This window comes from Priestia sp. YIM B13486 (genome assembly GCF_042787865.1).
Taxonomy (GTDB): Bacteria; Bacillota; Bacilli; order Bacillales; family Bacillaceae_H; genus Priestia; species Priestia megaterium.
Genome location: NZ_JBHZOZ010000002.1, coordinates 709,928 through 727,881, shown reverse-complemented (window position 1 = coordinate 727,881; position 17,954 = coordinate 709,928). Strand labels below are relative to the sequence as shown.

Below are 17,954 nucleotides of genomic sequence, written 5' to 3'. Positions count from 1 at the left end.
CAGATAATAAAGCTTGAATTTCATTTACTATCTGCAAATGATTACGCTTACATTAAAGGAGTTAAGGGGGAAGAATGCATTGAGTAAAGTAGATTTAAACTGTGATTTAGGGGAAAGCTTTGGTGCTTATCGTATTGGCAATGATGAAGCCATTTTAGAGCACGTGACGTCTGTGAACGTTGCCTGTGGATTTCACGCAGGGGATCCGAGCGTTATGAGAAAAACGGTAAAATTGGCGGCTGAAAAAAAAGTGCAAATTGGGGCTCATCCTGGTCTTCAGGACCTTATTGGTTTTGGACGCAGAAACATGAATATTTCACCTCAGGAAGCCTACGATATCGTGATCTATCAAATTGGGGCATTAAACGGTTTTTTGCAAGCAGAAGGGTTATCAATGCAGCATGTAAAACCTCACGGTGCACTGTATAACATGGCTGCTAAAAACGAAGCGTTGTCTGAAGCAATAGCAAAAGCTGTTTACAACGTAAATCCTGAGCTGATTTTATTTGGGTTATCTGGAAGTGAACTGATTCAAGCAGGTAACAGAATTGGTTTAAAGACGGCTAACGAAGTATTTGCAGACCGTACCTATCAGTTAGACGGTTCTCTCACTTCTCGTACAGAACCGAATGCTTTAATTGAAAATGACGACGAAGCTGTTTCTCAAGTTATTACAATGGTGAAAGAAGGGAAGGTAAAATCTCAGCAAGGTAAGGATGTAGAATTGCAGGCAGATACGATTTGCATCCATGGAGACGGAGCTCACGCACTTGAATTTGCCCGTCATGTCAACCGTTCTTTACGAGCATCAGAAGTGGTAGTTAAGGCTATTTCAAAATAAAAACTACATACAATCAGGAGGAAGATGATATTGGAGCCAATTAAAAAATCAACACCTCAGCAAAAGCTTTCGGCTGCGCCTAAAGTAAACTGGACGTTAATGCTTGGAGCCGCTTTTTTAATGGCCACATCGGCTATTGGACCAGGCTTTTTAACTCAAACTACCGTATTTACACAAAATTTAGCTGCAAGCTTCGGATTCGTTATTTTAATTTCAATTATTCTTGATATTTTTGCTCAAACCAACGTATGGAGAATTATTGCCGTTTCTGAAAAACGAGGACAAGAAATCGCCAATATGGTATTTCCTGGATTAGGATACGTGCTCGCTATTTTAATTGTTATTGGAGGACTTGCTTTCAATATTGGAAATATTGCCGGTGCGGGGCTTGGATTAAATGCGATTACGGGTATTTCTCCAACAGCTGGCGCTGCAATTAGTGCAGTTATTGCTGTATTAATCTTCGTTGTAAAAGAAGCTGGAAAAGCAATGGATCGCTTCACGCAAATTGCAGGTTTTGTCATGATTGGGCTGATGCTATATGTAGCCGCTACCACTTCACCTCCCGTTGGAGAAGCTGTAGTGAAATCTTTTACACCTGACAAAATCGACATCATTGCGATCGTTACGCTTGTTGGAGGAACAGTCGGTGGTTATATCACCTTTGCTGGTGGACATCGTCTTTTAGATGCCGGCGTAAAAGGCATCGATTCTTTACCTCAAGTAACAAAAAGTTCTGTAACAGGAATTCTTATCACTTCCGTTATGCGAATCGCTTTGTTTTTAGCTGTACTTGGCGTTGTGTCTAAAGGTTTACAAATTGACCCAGCCAATCCTCCAGCATCCGTGTTTCAGCTCGCAGCAGGAAACGTCGGGTATAAAATCTTTGGTATTGTTATGTGGTCTGCCGCTATTACGTCTGTGGTAGGAGCTGCTTATACCTCTGTTTCGTTTATTCAAACGTTTAGTGAAAAACTTAATAAAAACTCAAACTGGATTATTATTGGATTTATTATTATTTCAACTCTGTCATTTGTCTTAATTGGAAAACCTGTAAAAGTTCTTCTTTTAGTTGGAGCAATCAATGGATTAATTCTGCCGATCGCTCTTGGGACTTTACTGGTTGCTGCATACAAAAAAAGCATCGTTGGCGAGTATAAACATCCTTTATGGCTTACCATTTCTGGTGTACTTGTCGTTATTGTAATGGCTTTAATGGGCGGCTATACGTTGATGGATCAACTTCCTCAATTATTTAAATAAAACAATGTGCCCGCACGTAAGTTGAGTGTGGGCAATGATGGGAGAGAGAAATATGACAACCCTTTCACAACTAACTCCAGCTGAACTTCGTCAGCAAATCCGTAACAACCAGCTTATTCAACCAACAGCAGGCATGGCAAACGGCTATGCTCAAGCTAATTTAGCTATTTTACCAAAGCAACAAGCCTTTGACTTTCTATTGTTCTGTCAGCGTAACCCTAAATCGTGTCCTCTTTTAGATGTCACGGACGTTGGATCACCGGTGCCAAAGTTTGCTGCTCCGTCGGGAGATATTCGTACAGACATTCCCAAGTATCGAATCTATGAAAATGGGGAACTAGTAAAAGAAGTAACCGATATCACAGATTACTGGACAGAAGACATGGTAGCTTTCCTTATCGGCTGCAGCTTTACATTTGAACACGCGCTTTTAAACAATGACATACCTGTTCGTCACATTGAAGAAAATTGTAATGTTCCTATGTATAAAACAAATATTTCATGCGCTGAAGCGGGAATATTCCACGGCTCGACGGTAGTTAGTATGCGTCCAATTCCTCAACAAGATGTAGTACGGGCAGCCCAAGTAACTTCACGTTTTCCAGCTGTGCACGGAGGACCTGTTCACATTGGAGATCCCGCTGCGATAGGAATTGAAGACCTTCACTCTCCGGATTTTGGCGATGCTGTTCCGATTAAGGAAGGGGAAGTGCCCGTATTTTGGGCTTGTGGTGTAACCCCTCAAGCAGTAGCAATGGAAACAAAACCTTCTATTATGATTACACATGCTCCGGGGCATATGTTTATCACAGATATTCGAGATGAAAAACTAGGTGTTTTATAAAAGAAAGAGGTGTAGATATGAATCAAACCGTAACAAAAGCGTTAGCTGTTATTTCTCCGCTTGGCGACTCAGCGCTTGTTATAACGTTTGGAGATAGCATTCAATACGACATTCATAAACAAATTAAAACGTGTAAAGATTCGATAGAATTAAATCCTTTTCCTGGATTTATCGAATGCGTGCCGGCATTTACGAACCTGACAATCTTTTATAACCCCCTTGAAGTTGTAGCAGCTGTGAAAAAGAAGGAGAAAAAAGAATTTGTTTCTCCTTTTGAAGTAGTGTCTTCTATCATTCAAAGTAAACTAGAGAATGAACAGACAGAAAAAGAGTTAAACCATCGTACGGTTTCCATTCCAGTTTGCTACGGCGGAGAGTATGGACCTGACCTTGAATATGTCGCTCGTCACCATAACTTAACAACTGAAGAGGTAATTAGTATTCATTCTGAAGGCGAATACTTAGCATACATGATTGGATTTGCTCCTGGATTTCCATTTCTCGGAGGGTTATCTGAAAGAATTGCTACGCCTCGCCGGCCGTCTCCTCGCACCTCTATTCCTGCTGGATCGGTTGGTATTGCGGGAATGCAAACAGGGGTGTATCCTATTTCCACTCCCGGAGGATGGCAATTAATTGGGCAAACGCCTATTAAACTGTTTTTACCGGAACAAAACCCACCAAGTTTGCTGCAGGCTGGAGATATTGTAAAATTCGAGCCTATCTCTAAAGAAGAGTATCAAGAACTACAGGCAAAGGAGGGGGGAAAATGAGTATGCGAGTCAGTAAAGCCGGGTTATTAACGAGCATTCAAGATTTAGGAAGAAGGGGGTTTCAGCAGCACGGTGTAATTGTAAGCGGTGCAATGGATTCTTATTCCCTCCGAATTGCTAATTTACTAGTTGGTAACGATGAAAATGAAGCGGGACTTGAAGTTACGCTAATGGGGCCTACCCTTGAAATAGAAAGCGATTGTTTAGTAGCGATTACAGGGGGAGATTTAACTCCTTCGATCAACGCAAAGCCAGTACCTATGTGGAAACCTTTATTTATTCCAAAAGGAAGCACTTTATCATTTGGTCCTTGCAAAACAGGGTGTCGTTCCTATTTATCTGTAGCAGGAGGATTTGCTATTAGTGAAGTGTTAAATAGTAAAAGTACGTATTTAAGAGGTGAAATTGGCGGCTACAAAGGAAGAGCATTACAAACAGACGATGTTTTATCTCTATCAGTTCCTGCTACTTCAAAGCCTGCTTTTGTTTCAAATGAACTGATAAACGGGGTATATACTTCTTCATGGTCCGTAAATTATAAGGAACTTGTTCACTTTACAAAGAAACCAGGTGTCCGTGTTATTAATGGCAGTCAATACGACTTATTTACACCTGAAAGCAAAAGTTATTTTACGAAAGGGCCTTTTAAAGTATCGAATCAATCAGACCGAATGGGCTATCGAATGGATGGACCTTCTCTTCAGCTTCAAGAAAAAAAAGAGTTATTGTCTGAAGCCGTTTCACAAGGTTCTGTTCAAGTCCCGCCGGATGGAAATCCCATCATCCTGTTAGCAGACCGTCAAACCACGGGGGGATACCCTAAAATTGCTCAAGTCATCACAGCGGATTTACCGCTTTTAGCTCAAGTAAAGCCCGGAGAATCCATTTATTTTTCTCACATTTCGCTTCATGAAGCGGAAAAAATCTATTTAGAAAAAGAACAGATGCTTCAAGAGTTGAAGATTGCTATTAACCTTGCGTCAACTAAATAACACAAAACGGGAGTGACAAGAAATGATAAACGTACGTGAATTGCAAGAAGTTGTTTCATTAATGAATGAATCTGGTATTCAAAAGCTTCATATTGAACATGAAGGAACAAAAGTTGTCATTGATAAAGCGGGAATTCCTTTAGAAGACACAGCTGTTACAGAAGTGAAAACAGATGAAGTAAAAGCCGCTGCCACTGAGCAAGCGCCTCAAGATTCTATGTCTGTAAACCCAGCAGACAATAATGAAAAGCAAATCTTATCACCAATGGTTGGAACGTTTTACGCCAAGCCAGAAGCAGACGCCGATCCCTTCGTTCAAGTAGGACAAACAGTTGAACGTAAAGATGTTGTATGTGTGATTGAAGCGATGAAGCTGTTTAACGAAGTCGATGCGGGAATAGAAGGAAAAGTGCTTGAAATTCTTGTGAAAGACGGGGACGTTGTTGAGTTTGGACAGCCATTATTTACCGTAAAATCACACTAAAGTATACATACTGTCAGGAGGAGTCATTATGTTTAAAAAGATCTTAATCGCAAACCGAGGCGAGATTGCAGTTCGTATCATTCGGGCTTGTAAAGAGATGGGTATTGCAACCGTGGCGGTGTATTCAGAAGCAGACAAAGATGCACTTCACGTGAAGCTAGCAGATGAGTCATTTTGTATTGGCAAAACGTCTTCTAAAGAAAGTTACTTAAACATTCGTAATTTGCTTACCGTAGCGCAAGTAACCAAGGCAGACGCTATTCATCCCGGCTATGGATTTTTAGCTGAAAATGCTGATTTTGCTGAGATGTGTGAATCCTATGATATTACCTTTATTGGTCCAAAAGCGGAAGCCATCCGTAAAATGGGAGCAAAGGCTGTAGCGCGAGATACAATGAAACAAGCCGGTGTGCCTATTGTACCTGGAACAGAAGGGCTGATTAAAGATAGCAGCTCAGCTATTCCAGTAGCACGAGAAATAGGTTATCCCATCATCGTAAAAGCCACAGCGGGCGGTGGCGGAAAAGGAATGCGACTGGCTCATAGCGAAGAAGAGCTAGAAAAAGCAATTCGTCAAGCTCAGCATGAAGCAGAAACTGCCTTTGGAAACGGAGGCGTATATCTTGAAAAATATTTAGAAGAGCCGAAACACATCGAAATTCAAATCATTGCTGATGAAGAAGGGAATGTGGTTCATTTAGGGGAACGAGATTGTTCAATTCAACGCCGTCATCAAAAGTTGGTAGAAGAAGCTCCGTCTCCTGCGGTAGATGAAAACCTTCGTGCGAAAATGGGCAAGGCGGCAGTCTCGGCAGCTAAAGCAGTCGATTATACAGGTGTCGGAACAGTTGAGTTTCTATTAGATAAGCACAGGCATTTTTATTTTATGGAAATGAACACGCGGATTCAAGTTGAACATCCTGTTACAGAACTTGTAACAAACATTGACTTAATTAAAGAACAAATTTCAGTAGCAGCAGGCTACTCGCTATCATTTGCTCAGCAGGACATTCAGTTGAAGGGATGGGCAATTGAATGTCGGATCAATGCAGAAAATCCGGCTAAAAACTTTATGCCTTCTCCTGGGAAAGTCGAGATGTATTTACCTCCTGGCGGCTACGGAGTGCGTGTAGACAGCGCCGTTTACCCAGGCTATGAAATTTCCCCATTTTATGATTCCATGGTCGCGAAATTAATTGTAACGGGGAAAGATCGAAATGAAGCGATTCAACGAATGAAACGCGCGCTCGAAGAATTTATCATTATAGGTATTCATACAACCATTCCTTTTCATTTAGAATTACTGAACCATCCTTCTTTTAAGGAAGGGGATTTTACAACCAAATTTCTAGAAAGTAATCCTATTTCAATTAAAGAACTAGAAATGGTGTAAGAAAGGAAAGTGCTCTTATAAGGGAGTGCTTTCCTTTTTTTCTTCATGTATAATAAAAAGAACATATGATTAGCTAGTAAGCTATACGTCTATCAAATACATGTATTCGCACAAATAAGGGAGAAGGTTTTATGCAAGCTAACAATAAAACGGTTGTTAAATCCATGCAGATTCTCACGCTTTTTATCAAGCACCCTAAGCTGACCTTCACAGAAATGATGGAATATTCAGGCGTTCCGAAAACTTCTTTGCACCGGATGGTTGGTTCGCTTGAAGAGATGGGATTTTTAACAAAAGATGCGCAAGGATACTATTCGCTAGGACTTTTATTCTTGCAATTTGGTCAGCTGGTGGCTAATCGCTTAGATATTAGAAATATCGCAAAGCCTGTAATGGAAACGCTCCGAGACGAAGTAGAAGAAGCGGTTAATTTAATTGTACGAGATGGGAATGAAGCTATGTATATTGAAAAAGTAGATACGCTTCATCCAGTGCGTCTCTATACATCAATTGGAAGGCGTTCACCTCTTTATGCAGGAGCTTGTTCACGCATTATCTTGGCGCATTTACCCGAAAAAGAACAAGAGGAATATATTACTCAAACGGAGCTAGCTCCAATAGGTATTGGAACTATTACAGATCAAAAGAAGCTAAGAAATGTATTAAAAGAAGCAAAAGAAAAAGGGTATACCATTAGCACCTCTGAATTAGAAAACTTTACAACATCCGTGAGCGCGCCGATTGTAAATCATCAAAATGAAGTGGTTGCAGGAATTAGCGTAGCGGGAATTGAAGCGAGATTTCAAGGAGACAGACTGCCGTTCATTATTCAAAAAGTAACAGAAGCGGCGAGCTTAATTTCTGAAAAACTCGGTTATCAAGGATCATTAAAGTAGCATACATAGAAAAATGGAGGTAGACCATTGAAACGATTAGAAGGTAAAACAGTCGCACTCGTAGGTCAGCGTAAAGTAGAAGAAATCAGCAAAATTGTTGAAAACCTTGGCGGGACCCCGCTTGTACGACCTGCACAAGGAACCATCTTTTTAGATGACACACATTTAGAAGCAGATATTAAAGAACTGGTAAAAGGAAATTATGATTGGTTTATTTTTACGACAGGCGTCGGGACGGAAATTTTGTATAAAGCAGCAGAAAAGCTAGGGCTGGCGGACGAATTCCTGTCTTCTTTACAAGCAGCTCATATTGCTGCACGCGGGTATAAAACCGTAAATATGTTAAAAAAACTCGGTGTTACTCCAACCGTTCGAGATGATGATGGAAGTACCGCAGGCCTAGTCAGGGCGCTTCATTCGTTTTCTTTTGAAGGAAAGCATGTAGCACTTCAGCTTCACGGAGATCCTGCACCAAAATTGATTGACTTTCTTTCGAATCAAAAAGCCCAATTTAAAGAGATTTTACCGTATCAGCATATTCCGCCAAAAGCAGAAGTCATGGAACAGCTTATAAACGAATTAATAAGCGGAAAAATCGACGCTGTTAATTTCACAAGCGCTCCGCAGGCCCGCTTTTTATTTTCGTTTGCAAGAGAACACGGACAAGCTGATCACATTCGAGAACTCTTTAAAAGCTCTGTAGTAGCTGTATCCGTAGGAAAAGTAACCGCTGCTGCTTTAAAAGAAGAAGGAGTAGATCGTATTGTTATTCCTGATCAAGAAAGAATGGGAAGTGCAATTGTAGCTTTAGAACATTATTATCAGCAGCGTGATTAACAAAAGACCTTCTCGCCTCACCGTGAGAAGGTCTTTTGTATGACTTCATCCGAGCGTTGTCGAATATTGTTTGATAATTACCTATCACTCTCTTTTTAAACACGTACAAACAACAGATAAACATAGATTTGTTACTATTTCAGAAAATCATTTTCAAATATTGCAAAAATAGTAGAAAAAGGTAAAAAAACAGAGGTGGATGTTAAAAAAATGTTACGTTCGCTTTAGCAATAACTTATATCCAACCAGCTTAAAAAATCTTGATCACCTATTTTATCATGTTAAAAACAGGGCTGTATAAAGCCCGGTAGATTATTTATTTTAACACGGATATAAAGGTATATTTTTGCAGGTAAAAGATGAATGTATACACAAGCGTTAAATGTTACATTACTGAAATACAATTGTAATATTGTTATTCTTTTTTTCAACGTTTATCGTGGTATAATTTTCGTAGATTTCCATTAGCATATTTAGCTATTTATCGACAAATACAGTGAACTTTACATAAATTGTCAGACTTTTATACATATTGATACATAATTAGAAATTACTAGTTTAACAGAGCGAGAAAGCGGAGGAATTCATATTGAAAAAGAAAATGCTTTTACTTAACACAACGGTTTTATTAGGCCTGGGAGGAGTTTTATCAACTCCAGCGTATGCCTCTACCATTCAGGATATGGAATCACAAAAATCGCAAATTCAAAATCAGCGTCAAGATGTGCAATCTAACATCAAAGCAGCTTCTGATGAATTAACACGCCTTCAAGCAGAACAAGATCAAATGAAAGCACAGCTTGAGCGATTAACAATAGCAGAAGAAGAAAACAATAAAAAAGCCCAAAAAACAGAAGCCGATATTAAAGAAACGTCTAAACAAGTAGAGCAGCTTGAAAAAGAAATTAAGCTGCTTCAAGAAAAACTTGAAAAGCGAAACGATATTTTAAAAGATCGTGCACGTTCCCTCCAGGAAAGCGGTGGTAACGTAGAGTATTTACAAGTTTTACTTGGTTCTTCAAGTTTTGGTGATTTTGTAGACCGCGCGCTAGCTGTTTCAACTATTGTAGATGCAGACCGTGGTATTTTAAAAGAAACTAAAAATATGCAAGACGAATTAAAAACAAAACAAGCGGATGTTAAGTCTAAGCTTGCTAGCTTAGAAGACATGAAGGCAGAACTGGATGAAATGACTGTCCAGCTAGCAGCTCAAAAGAAACAAAAAGATACATTGGCAAAAGAACTAAAAGATAAAGAAGCAAAAAATGAAGAACTAAAAGCTTCTCTACAATCAAAAGACAGCTCTCTTGCAAATGAACAGTCTACGCTTGAACAAAATATTAAAGATCAAAAAGCTGCAGAAGAAGCAGCAAGAAAAGCAGCTGAACAAGCGGCTAAAGAGGCAGCCAAGAAAGCAGCTGAGCAAGCTCAAAAAGCAGCGGCTGCACCAGCTGAAAAAGCCGATTCATCTTCTGTTAAGGCAGAAGCACCAAAAGCAAGCAGCAATGATGTGGCACCTACAAGCGCTCCAAAAGCTAGCAATGTTGTAACAGTAGGAAACCGCTGGATTGGAAACTCTGCTTACGTATTTGGCGGTGGACGCAGCCAGTCTGATATTAGCCACGGCTTATTTGACTGCTCGTCATTCGTACACTGGGCATATTCTCAAGTTGGCGTTAACCTTGGACCTCTTGGATCTGTAAGTACAGAAACGTTAAAGCATGCTGGAACACAAGTGTCTTCTAGTCAAATGCAGCCTGGCGATCTTGTTTTCTTCGATACATATAAAAAAGACGGCCACGTTGGCATTTATGTAGGAGGCGGCAAGTTCATCGGTGCTCAAAGCTCAACAGGTGTTGCAATTGCAAACATGAGCAGCGGCTACTGGAAACAAAAATTCAACGGACGCGTAGTTCGTATTTAATAGGGTATAGTAAAAAGAAAACATCCAGATGGGATGTTTTCTTTTTATATTGTAAGGAGCGTATGACTATGAATTCTATTTTTGATCATATACAACCCAACTTAGATATTTTATTTGTCGGTTTTAATCCAAGCATCCGTTCAGGTGAAACGGGTCATCATTTTGCGAATCCAACCAATCGCTTCTGGACGATTCTTCACAAAGCGGGTTTGACAGATCGTAAATATCATCCGGAGGAAGATCACTCGCTGCTCCAGCTAGGGTACGGTTTAACAAATATTGTAGAGCGTCCTACAAAGGCAGCTGATGAGATTACAAAAGAAGAATATGCAGAAGGCAGAGAAATCTTAAAGGAAAAAATAGCTACATATACGCCTAAAATCGTTTGTTTTGTTGGAAAAGGTGTCTATCAGCAGTACAGCGGACGCAAGCAAGTAAAGTGGGGTAAACAAGAGAAATCGATGGTATCAGGAATAATGGACTTTGTTGCCCCGTCTTCAAGCGGGCTCGTTCGAATGAAAGTAGATGAAGTAGTCGCCATTTATGCAGAGCTTCCGACGTTGCTGCGTACATTAAAATAGAGAAAGCCCTAGGGCTTTCTCTATTTTGTAAACGAAATATCAATTTGAATAATTTCTGATCGGCTCCCGATTCGAAGCGGAGGACCCCAAAAGCCAAATCCTGAAGAGACAATGGTATGCAGTTGGTTATTTTGCTTGTAGCCCCAATCAATTTCAAATAACCGCTTTGTGATCAAATGATTAGGTGCCATTTGTCCTCTGTGAGTGTGGCCGCATAGCAGCAAATCCACGCCTGCTTGTTCCGCTTCTTTTAAGGAAAGCGGCTGATGATCCATTGCAATGACAGGAAGAGAACGATCCGTTTCACTCGCTAAATCGAAAAAGCTGTCTCGGTTTTTGTCCGTCTTGTCTTTTCTGCCTATTAAATACAAGCTATCACCTATGTTTAACACTTCATCCATTAAAATAGGGATGTTCATTTCTTTCATTCTTTCCACAAACTGAGGGATCTTCCCGCCGTAATACTCATGGTTTCCCAAAATTCCATACGTGCCTAAAGGCGCTTTGAGCTGCTTCATCATAGAATCCATTTCTTTCTTAAAGAATACGTGGGGATCATCGTCAATAATATCTCCAGGAAGTAAAATAAGATCCGGCTGTATCTTTTGTACATGAGTGATTAACCGCTGCAAATGTTTTTTGCCGGACAATGTGCCAAAGTGCATATCAGATGCTACAGCAATGCGAAGGTTTTTCCGATTCGTCTTTTTAGCAAGCGAAATCGTGTATTTTATTACCACAGGACTGTAAGCATTATACGTACCGTAAGCAAAAATGAATAAAAAAGTGGCAATTATGAAAAATCCAATTGAATCGATAGCTGTAGAAAGCGAAGCGCCTAGAAGAGTAAGAATATAGACGGCTAAATTACTTATAGGAAGCAAAAGAACCGAATATTGAATAAATCCTAACCAGTACGATCCCACAATTTTAAATATGCTCACTTGTTGAAACGCAGGACTGATGATAAAGGAATAAGCAAAAAAGACAACGATTACTGTAAGAATCCATTTGTTTTCCACTTCAAACATTGTGTGAAACCACATCCAAGCGTTCCATCCGATGTACAGAACGAATAAATTATATAAAATAACAACTAAAATAGACCTTACTAACACACTTACTTTCATACGCTAACCTCTTTTCTTTCATCCGTAATTCCACTATAGCTCATTTTTATTGCTTCAACAAAATTTTATCTCTTCTTCTTATCAATAAAATTTTTGCTTGTCACACAAACGAAAAAACACACCTATAAAACAAGGTGTGTTTTTTGTATTAATGATGGTGATGCGCGTGGTGAAGGCTGCTAATCACAAATTCAGGCTCTGGAACGTGGAAATATTGAATCCATACGCCTTCTAAAAATTTCTCGCGTTTATCTAAAACGATATCGATATCTTTATCTGTTTTTACGATTTCATCATGTTCAGTCGGCGTATCGAATTTCCAATCATAATGCGCGTGATCACCGTGGTCGATAGTTACATATACACGAATCATTTTTCCTTGACCTTCTGGGCTAGCCAATGCATTTTTTAACACTTTTGCTGCGTTTCGATTAATTTTTACTTCCATTTCGAAAACTCCATTCTGTAACTTAGTATGTAACGTATTTTCGCAAACTTAAACGAAAAAGAGAAATTTTTTGCCTGACGCTCCGTATAGAGTTGCTTCATTCCAACGCAATACGCTACACTACACCATATTGAATGAAAAAGGAGCGTATCATAAATGAAGATTGTTATTTTAGGTGACACTCATATTCCAAAAAGAGCGAAACATTTTCCGAAAAGACTCTTAGCCGAACTGAAAACAGCTGATGCTATTATTCATACGGGAGATTTTCAAACGATAGATGTCTACAATGACCTGCGTGTGTTTGCTCCTGTACATGGGGTGGTTGGAAATGTAGACAGTGAAGAGCTTCAGCAAGTACTACCATCTTCATTACTTCTTCCGTTTAACGACGTTACGATTGGCGTAACCCACGGTCATGGCAAAGGAAAAACGACTGAAAAACGTGCACTTTTGGCATTTGAACATGAACAAGTCGACGCAGTAATTTTTGGCCATTCTCACATTCCTACTCATAAACAAATTGGTGATATTACGTTGTTTAATCCAGGTTCCGCTACTGACAAGCGGCGTGAAAAGCAATTTTCGTTTGGACTTCTGTACATACAAAAAAACACGCTGCGTTTTGAACATATTTTTTATGATTCTAAAGACTAAAACAAGAGAGGACTCTTGTTTTAGCATTTTTACGTTGTATGGTCTAAATGAGCAATATATTCGTGAAGCTTATTTTCTTCGTAATCATTTAAGTCATGCATGGGAATAACCTGCTGAGTTTGAGGATCCGTTCCTCTTACTTCCGCAATTTTTACTCCTTCTTTATAGATATTAAAAATATCTTTTTCTTCCCCGCGCTGAACCTTTTCTGTTTCAAACATTGAAAAAGACTTGCTGTTTTTACTTTCTTCCATTAAAATCACCTACTTTTTTTATCGTACTCTTATCTTTTCACACCCATTGTTAATTATGTATACACTCGATGACTAAAGGAATATGAAGTCTTGCCGATAGAAAGAAAGTGCACGATCACTTTTAACTACGGAGAGAGAGGCTACATAGCATGGAGAGAGTAAGAAAAAAAAGGTCCCTTAATAACTTTAAGACAAAGCTGGTGCTAGCATTTGCAGCGATCTTATTGGTGCCATCTGTTACGATAGGTGTATCAGCTTACATAACGGCGAAACATGAAATTGAAAACCAAATTATTACCACAGCACAGCAAAATGTACAGTCCATTAATTCAGTGATTGACGATACCGTTGGACCAAAAATTCATGATGTAGAGTTTTTTGCATCAGTGGTAAACAACGAGCGCTACAATGAAAAAGATATGGCTACTTTAAGGAAAAATTTTAACTTATATGCTTCGCTTCATCCAGAAGCCGTCAGCATTTTTACAGGAAATCAGCAGGGAAAGTTTATTCAATCGCCTAAAAAAGTGCTACAAGCAGGCTATGATCCCAGAAAACGAGATTGGTACAAGCTAGCCATGCAAAACAAAGGAAAAACAGTTGTCACTGAACCTTATCCATCAGCTTCTACAGGTCAGACCGTTATTACTGTAGCGAAAACAACGGCGGATGGCACAGGGGTTATTGCTTTGAATCTAGATATTAGCCGCATTAATAAAGCTGTCAGCAAAGTAAAAATCGGAGAAAAAGGATATCCATTTCTTTTAGATGGAGAAAGAAAATATATTGTTCACCCTACGGAAAAAGCGGGTACAAAAGCGACAGATTCTCTTTTTGACAAGCTTTATGCAAAGAGCTCTGGGTCTTTTGAATATACCTTTAACGGGAATGAAAAAAAGATGGTCTTTACGACAAATAAAACAACAAGCTGGAAAGTTGCAGGCACTATGTATTCATCAGAAGTTAGTGAAGCTGCACAGCCTATCTTTTACAAAACACTATTTATCATTGTAGCTTGTCTGATAATTGGGAGTCTTACCATTTTTGTGGTGTTGCAATCGATTATTAAACCGCTCAAACAGCTTAAGAATCAGGCTCTGAGCGTTAGTGAAGGAGATCTGACAACAGCGATTACCGTCAATTCAAAGGATGAAATTGGCGAGTTAGGGTATGCTTTTAGTCAGATGCAAAACAATCTTCGCACATTAATTCAAAATGTTGAAATGAGTGCAGAGCAAGTGGCTGCTTCTTCAGAAGAGCTAACGGCCAGCTCACAGCAAACGAGCGCTGCGACTGAACAAGTATCAGTTGCGATACAAGAAGTGGCTTCTAGTGCGGAAAAACAAACGGCTGTTATTGACCAAAATGCAGCTTCTTTAGATGAGATTGTACAAGGAGTTTCTACTATTGCTCAGCGTACAGAAGCTGTTTCTCAGCTATCAAATCACACAACGTCTGAAGCTGTAGAAGGCGAAAAAGCCGTGAGAGAAACGGTCGAACAAATGGAATCCATTTCTCAATCCGTTGAGCTATCTAATACAACGATTCGTACTTTGTTTCAACGTTCAAAAGAAGTTGGAACCATTTTAGAAGTAATCAGCGGTATTGCTGCTCAAACAAATTTACTAGCCTTAAATGCTGCAATCGAAGCGGCACGAGCTGGAGAACATGGAAAAGGATTTTCCGTTGTAGCAGCGGAAGTGAGAAAGCTGGCAGAACAATCACAAGTGTCCGCGTCTCAAATTTCTGAGCTTATTCAAGCTATTCAACAAGATACTCAGGAATCTGTAAATACAATGGAGCAAGTTACAAACAAAGTTGAAGAAGGACGAACAATTTCACAAACGGCTATTCAAAAATTCGAACGAATTCTAAGCAGCATGAATGAAACGACTCCGCAAGTAGAAGAAGTGGCTGCGACTGCTCAGCAAATTTCAGCAGCGGTTGAAGAAGTGGCTCGTACAGCAGGTGAAATGGCGATCCTTGCTAAAGGAAATGCAGCTACATCTGAAGAAGTGGCCGCATCAACTGAAGAACAGCTGGCTTCAATGGAGGAAATTGCTGTTTCCGCACAATCTCTGTCTCAAATGGCAGAACAATTAACAGCGCTCATTAGCAAATTTAATTTGTAAACTTTCGTCAAATCGTCATAGACCTCTTTTATATTGGAAAAAGTAGAACATACACACATGAAAGAGGTGACAGTATGATGGAGCAAACAAAAATGACCTTTGAGCCAGCTTCAATTAACGATGATATGCATGCGAAGCTGAAACAGCTAGAAGAGCAGTTTCAACAAACGTTAGGAAAAAGAGTAGCTTTAGTTGCATACGAAGCTGAAAAATAAAGAAACAAAAAAGAAAAGACACTAGGTCTTTTCTTTTTTTGTTTCAATAAGGTTAACATACGTTAAATTACAAGTTTTTTTCATATACTTTCTCAAAACGAATTATAATATAGTGTAAAATTACACTTTTGTAGTGTTATTTCACTTTTGATATGGTATAATTTCACAGAAATAAAGAAAGGAGCTTACAGTTTGTGATGAAGAAAAACGTGTTGTTAGGAACTTTTTTATCTTTTTATCTAGTAGGTTCATATGCCTCCTATCATATTTATAAACAGCAGCAAAGCCGTCCTGTAACGAAAGATGTTGCTCGGCTTCTTCCTACAAAAGTCAAAGAAATAAAGCACGAAACAACTGAAAAACAGCTGAAAAATTGGGTGAAAACCGCTTCACAGCATCATGAAAAAATAGCGATTTCAGGCATGCAGCACAGTCAAGGAGGGCAGACGTATTATCCGAATGCTATTTTACTTGATATGAAGCAGTACAATAAAATTGTAGATTACAAGCCACGTCAAAAAGAAATTACGGTTCAAAGCGGGACAACGTGGAATGATATTCAGCAATATATACATAAAGACGGCCTTGCTCTTCAGGTTATGCAATCACAAAATATTTTTACCGTTGGAGGCTCTATTAGCGTGAACGTACACGGCAGAGATATTCGATACGGTTCTTTAATGGATACGGTAAAATCTATGCGTCTCCTGCAGGCCGACGGGTCTATTATCGAAATTAGCCGGACAAAACACCCTGAGCTGTTTTCTTTAGTAAACGGAGGCTACGGGTTATTTGGAGTCATTTTAGATGTGACGCTTCATTTGACGGACGATGAATGGTACGAAGATGAAATTATCCGCTTAGATTATAGACAGTATACAGCGTATTTTAAAAACTACGTACAGCATAACCCTGACGTTCGTATGCATATGGCGCGTATTTCTGTTTCTCCTAATCAATTACTAACAGATATGTACGTCACAAACTATCGCTTATCTTCTCAAAATACTTCTACTGTAAAAGAACCGCTCAAAACAGAAAAAATAGTGGCACTTCCTAAATTTATGCTTGGACTGTCTCGGTACAGTGACTGGGGAAAAGATATGCTGTGGGAAACACAAAAGGCTTATTTTTTAAGACAAAATGGACGGCTTGAAACAAGAAATAATGTTATGCGTTCTGAAAGTGATTTTATGGAATACGAAAGTGCTAGCCGGACGGAAGTTTTACAAGAATACTTCGTTCCGGTTGATGAATTTGCTTCTTACATCGATGATTTACGGGAAGTGTTAGCAACAGAGAAATTAAATTTACTGAACATTACTGTTCGCTATGTAGAAAAAGACAATAAAGCCGTCATGTCTTATGCAAAAGACGACATGTTTGCTCTCGTTTTCCTTATTAACCAGAAAAAAGACCATCAAGGCATGGCTGATACACAAAGAGTTGTCAGAAAAATGGTGGATGTAACGCTGCAGCACCAGGGGAGCTATTACTTGCCTTACTACGGCTACCCAAGCAAGAAGCAATTAGAAGAGGCTTACCCTCATACAACCGCCTTTTTTAATTTAAAAAGAAAATATGATCCAAAGGAAACGTTCGTTAATTTATTTTATAAGGAGTATGGAAAATGACGTACAAACAACTCTTACACTCACAAAGCCTGATGATTACTGCAAGCAGTATTGTTTTTCCTTTTTACCTTTTACTGCTTCGAAATCTTGGCGATAGTTATTCACAATTTGGCTTAGCTTATGGAATTTTTGCTTTAACCGCAGCTTTGAGTCACCCTTTAATCGGTTCATGGAGTGACAGAGTAGGAGAAAAGCGCTTGCTCATTTTATATACGTTTGGGATGGCGGTTGTTATGCTGGTGATTCCCGTTCTATCAACTATTACGCAGGTGTATATCATTCAAGTTATAATGGGGCTACTTGGAGCTCTTCAAAAAACAGCAGAAAAAATAGCGTTATCTAGGCAGACAGATCGTGCTCATACAGGAAAACAAGTAGGACACTATCATTTATGGACCTCTATATGGGCAGCTTTAGCCGTGATTGCAACAGGGTATATCATTGATTTCCTTACAATCGGCAGCCTTTTTTACATCACTTCGTTTATGTATGTAGCGGCAGGGGTATTAATATGGCAAAAACCAAAAACAGTCGAGCTTGAACGCCACCATTCGCTGTAAAAGCATATATGGACAGGTCACTTGAATTTTTTAGTTCGTATTATAAGATACTATAAAAAATTTATGTTCTCCCGATATAAGTACTGAAAGGAGAAA

The 17,954-nt window shown here is 39.3% G+C and carries 19 protein-coding genes; 16 read left to right on the top strand and 3 right to left on the bottom strand.

Features of this window, described 5'->3' with window-relative positions:
• Nucleotides 1–79: 79 nt before the first annotated feature.
• The 11 genes from pxpA (at nucleotide 80) to mug (ending at nucleotide 10,828) form a co-directional block, all read left to right on the top strand.
• The gene (gene pxpA / locus ACFX4G_RS07865) at nucleotides 80–841 is read left to right on the top strand and encodes a 5-oxoprolinase subunit PxpA (protein WP_043982608.1); all 762 of its coding nucleotides are present in this window, start codon (nucleotides 80–82) and stop codon (nucleotides 839–841) included.
• 99 nt (nucleotides 842–940) lie between these two features.
• Nucleotides 941–2,104 carry an NRAMP family divalent metal transporter gene (locus ACFX4G_RS07860; RefSeq protein ID WP_225049783.1) on the top strand — a complete coding sequence of 388 codons (1,164 nt, stop codon included), beginning with the start codon at nucleotides 941–943 and terminating at the stop codon, nucleotides 2,102–2,104.
• 52 nt (nucleotides 2,105–2,156) lie between these two features.
• Nucleotides 2,157–2,948 (top strand): putative hydro-lyase, encoded by a 792-nt coding sequence (locus tag ACFX4G_RS07855; protein WP_097823331.1) that lies wholly within the window; start codon nucleotides 2,157–2,159, stop codon nucleotides 2,946–2,948.
• Between the two features lie 17 nt (nucleotides 2,949–2,965).
• Nucleotides 2,966–3,721 carry a 5-oxoprolinase subunit PxpB gene (gene pxpB, locus ACFX4G_RS07850; protein ID WP_377573771.1) on the top strand — a complete coding sequence of 252 codons (756 nt, stop codon included), beginning with the start codon at nucleotides 2,966–2,968 and terminating at the stop codon, nucleotides 3,719–3,721.
• Nucleotides 3,718–4,713, top strand: coding sequence for a 5-oxoprolinase subunit C family protein (locus ACFX4G_RS07845; protein ID WP_097823333.1), 996 nt, complete (start codon nucleotides 3,718–3,720; stop codon nucleotides 4,711–4,713). Before pxpB ends, ACFX4G_RS07845 begins: the two co-directional genes overlap by 4 nt.
• 22 nt (nucleotides 4,714–4,735) lie before the next feature.
• The gene (gene accB, locus ACFX4G_RS07840; protein ID WP_097823334.1) at nucleotides 4,736–5,197 is read left to right on the top strand and encodes an acetyl-CoA carboxylase biotin carboxyl carrier protein; all 462 of its coding nucleotides are present in this window, start codon (nucleotides 4,736–4,738) and stop codon (nucleotides 5,195–5,197) included.
• Between the two features lie 28 nt (nucleotides 5,198–5,225).
• Entirely contained in the window at nucleotides 5,226–6,590 is a 1,365-nt protein-coding gene (gene accC, locus ACFX4G_RS07835) for an acetyl-CoA carboxylase biotin carboxylase subunit (RefSeq protein ID WP_377573766.1), read from the top strand.
• Nucleotides 6,591–6,721: 131 nt separating this feature from the next.
• On the top strand, nucleotides 6,722–7,486 hold the full coding sequence (locus tag ACFX4G_RS07830) for an IclR family transcriptional regulator (RefSeq protein ID WP_043982600.1): 765 nt from the start codon (nucleotides 6,722–6,724) through the stop codon (nucleotides 7,484–7,486).
• A gap of 27 nt (nucleotides 7,487–7,513) precedes the next feature.
• Complete coding sequence (locus ACFX4G_RS07825; RefSeq protein WP_230184111.1) at nucleotides 7,514–8,323, top strand: uroporphyrinogen-III synthase; 810 nt, start codon at nucleotides 7,514–7,516, stop codon at nucleotides 8,321–8,323.
• Nucleotides 8,324–8,912: 589 nt separating this feature from the next.
• Nucleotides 8,913–10,247 carry a coiled-coil domain-containing protein gene (locus ACFX4G_RS07820; RefSeq protein WP_377573763.1) on the top strand — a complete coding sequence of 445 codons (1,335 nt, stop codon included), beginning with the start codon at nucleotides 8,913–8,915 and terminating at the stop codon, nucleotides 10,245–10,247.
• Nucleotides 10,248–10,315: 68 nt separating this feature from the next.
• Nucleotides 10,316–10,828 carry a G/U mismatch-specific DNA glycosylase gene (gene mug, locus ACFX4G_RS07815; RefSeq protein WP_230184109.1) on the top strand — a complete coding sequence of 171 codons (513 nt, stop codon included), beginning with the start codon at nucleotides 10,316–10,318 and terminating at the stop codon, nucleotides 10,826–10,828.
• Between the two features lie 20 nt (nucleotides 10,829–10,848).
• Here the strand turns inward: mug and ACFX4G_RS07810 are convergent, their stop codons facing one another.
• Both ACFX4G_RS07810 and ACFX4G_RS07805 read right to left on the bottom strand, forming a co-directional pair.
• Nucleotides 10,849–11,958, bottom strand: a complete 1,110-nt coding sequence (locus ACFX4G_RS07810) for a metallophosphoesterase (protein ID WP_377573759.1) — start codon at nucleotides 11,956–11,958, stop codon at nucleotides 10,849–10,851.
• Between the two features lie 148 nt (nucleotides 11,959–12,106).
• A complete protein-coding gene (locus ACFX4G_RS07805) occupies nucleotides 12,107–12,406 on the bottom strand; it encodes a hypothetical protein (RefSeq protein ID WP_013083290.1) in 300 nt (99 codons plus the stop codon).
• Between the two features lie 156 nt (nucleotides 12,407–12,562).
• On the opposite strand from ACFX4G_RS07805, the gene ACFX4G_RS07800 reads away from it, so the two are divergent.
• The gene (locus ACFX4G_RS07800; RefSeq protein ID WP_271996790.1) at nucleotides 12,563–13,063 is read left to right on the top strand and encodes a metallophosphoesterase family protein; all 501 of its coding nucleotides are present in this window, start codon (nucleotides 12,563–12,565) and stop codon (nucleotides 13,061–13,063) included.
• 29 nt (nucleotides 13,064–13,092) lie between these two features.
• Here ACFX4G_RS07800 and ACFX4G_RS07795 read toward each other — a convergent pair whose 3' ends face one another.
• Entirely contained in the window at nucleotides 13,093–13,317 is a 225-nt protein-coding gene (locus tag ACFX4G_RS07795; protein WP_014459961.1) for a hypothetical protein, read from the bottom strand.
• 149 nt (nucleotides 13,318–13,466) lie between these two features.
• Here ACFX4G_RS07795 and ACFX4G_RS07790 point away from each other — a divergent pair, with 149 nt between their 5' ends.
• The 4 genes from ACFX4G_RS07790 (at nucleotide 13,467) to ACFX4G_RS07775 (ending at nucleotide 17,858) form a co-directional block, all read left to right on the top strand.
• Complete coding sequence (locus tag ACFX4G_RS07790) at nucleotides 13,467–15,449, top strand: methyl-accepting chemotaxis protein (RefSeq protein WP_377573755.1); 1,983 nt, start codon at nucleotides 13,467–13,469, stop codon at nucleotides 15,447–15,449.
• Between the two features lie 77 nt (nucleotides 15,450–15,526).
• Nucleotides 15,527–15,664, top strand: a complete 138-nt coding sequence (locus tag ACFX4G_RS07785) for a hypothetical protein (protein WP_014459963.1) — start codon at nucleotides 15,527–15,529, stop codon at nucleotides 15,662–15,664.
• A gap of 197 nt (nucleotides 15,665–15,861) precedes the next feature.
• Entirely contained in the window at nucleotides 15,862–17,298 is a 1,437-nt protein-coding gene (locus ACFX4G_RS07780) for an FAD-binding protein (protein WP_377573819.1), read from the top strand.
• Nucleotides 17,295–17,858, top strand: a complete 564-nt coding sequence (locus ACFX4G_RS07775; RefSeq protein ID WP_013083286.1) for an MFS transporter — start codon at nucleotides 17,295–17,297, stop codon at nucleotides 17,856–17,858. The genes ACFX4G_RS07780 and ACFX4G_RS07775 overlap by 4 nt, the downstream gene beginning before the upstream one ends.
• Nucleotides 17,859–17,954: the final 96 nt, after the last annotated feature.

Excerpts from the sequence above, each read along its gene's own strand:
- ACFX4G_RS07785 (WP_014459963.1), top strand. The coding sequence starts at position 15,527 with ATGGAGCAAACAAAAATGACCTTTGAGCCAGCTTCAATTAACGATGAT.
- ACFX4G_RS07795 (WP_014459961.1), bottom strand. The coding sequence starts at position 13,317 with ATGGAAGAAAGTAAAAACAGCAAGTCTTTTTCAATGTTTGAAACAGAA.
- ACFX4G_RS07800 (WP_271996790.1), top strand. The coding sequence starts at position 12,563 with ATGAAGATTGTTATTTTAGGTGACACTCATATTCCAAAAAGAGCGAAA.
- accC (WP_377573766.1), top strand. The coding sequence starts at position 5,226 with ATGTTTAAAAAGATCTTAATCGCAAACCGAGGCGAGATTGCAGTTCGT.
- pxpB (WP_377573771.1), top strand. The coding sequence starts at position 2,966 with ATGAATCAAACCGTAACAAAAGCGTTAGCTGTTATTTCTCCGCTTGGC.
- mug (WP_230184109.1), top strand. The coding sequence starts at position 10,316 with ATGAATTCTATTTTTGATCATATACAACCCAACTTAGATATTTTATTT.
- ACFX4G_RS07810 (WP_377573759.1), bottom strand. The coding sequence starts at position 11,958 with ATGAAAGTAAGTGTGTTAGTAAGGTCTATTTTAGTTGTTATTTTATAT.
- accB (WP_097823334.1), top strand. The coding sequence starts at position 4,736 with ATGATAAACGTACGTGAATTGCAAGAAGTTGTTTCATTAATGAATGAA.
- ACFX4G_RS07780 (WP_377573819.1), top strand. The coding sequence starts at position 15,862 with ATGAAGAAAAACGTGTTGTTAGGAACTTTTTTATCTTTTTATCTAGTA.
- ACFX4G_RS07860 (WP_225049783.1), top strand. The coding sequence starts at position 941 with ATGCTTGGAGCCGCTTTTTTAATGGCCACATCGGCTATTGGACCAGGC.
- ACFX4G_RS07775 (WP_013083286.1), top strand. The coding sequence starts at position 17,295 with ATGACGTACAAACAACTCTTACACTCACAAAGCCTGATGATTACTGCA.
- ACFX4G_RS07805 (WP_013083290.1), bottom strand. The coding sequence starts at position 12,406 with ATGGAAGTAAAAATTAATCGAAACGCAGCAAAAGTGTTAAAAAATGCA.
- ACFX4G_RS07855 (WP_097823331.1), top strand. The coding sequence starts at position 2,157 with ATGACAACCCTTTCACAACTAACTCCAGCTGAACTTCGTCAGCAAATC.
- ACFX4G_RS07845 (WP_097823333.1), top strand. The coding sequence starts at position 3,718 with ATGAGTATGCGAGTCAGTAAAGCCGGGTTATTAACGAGCATTCAAGAT.
- ACFX4G_RS07790 (WP_377573755.1), top strand. The coding sequence starts at position 13,467 with ATGGAGAGAGTAAGAAAAAAAAGGTCCCTTAATAACTTTAAGACAAAG.
- ACFX4G_RS07830 (WP_043982600.1), top strand. The coding sequence starts at position 6,722 with ATGCAAGCTAACAATAAAACGGTTGTTAAATCCATGCAGATTCTCACG.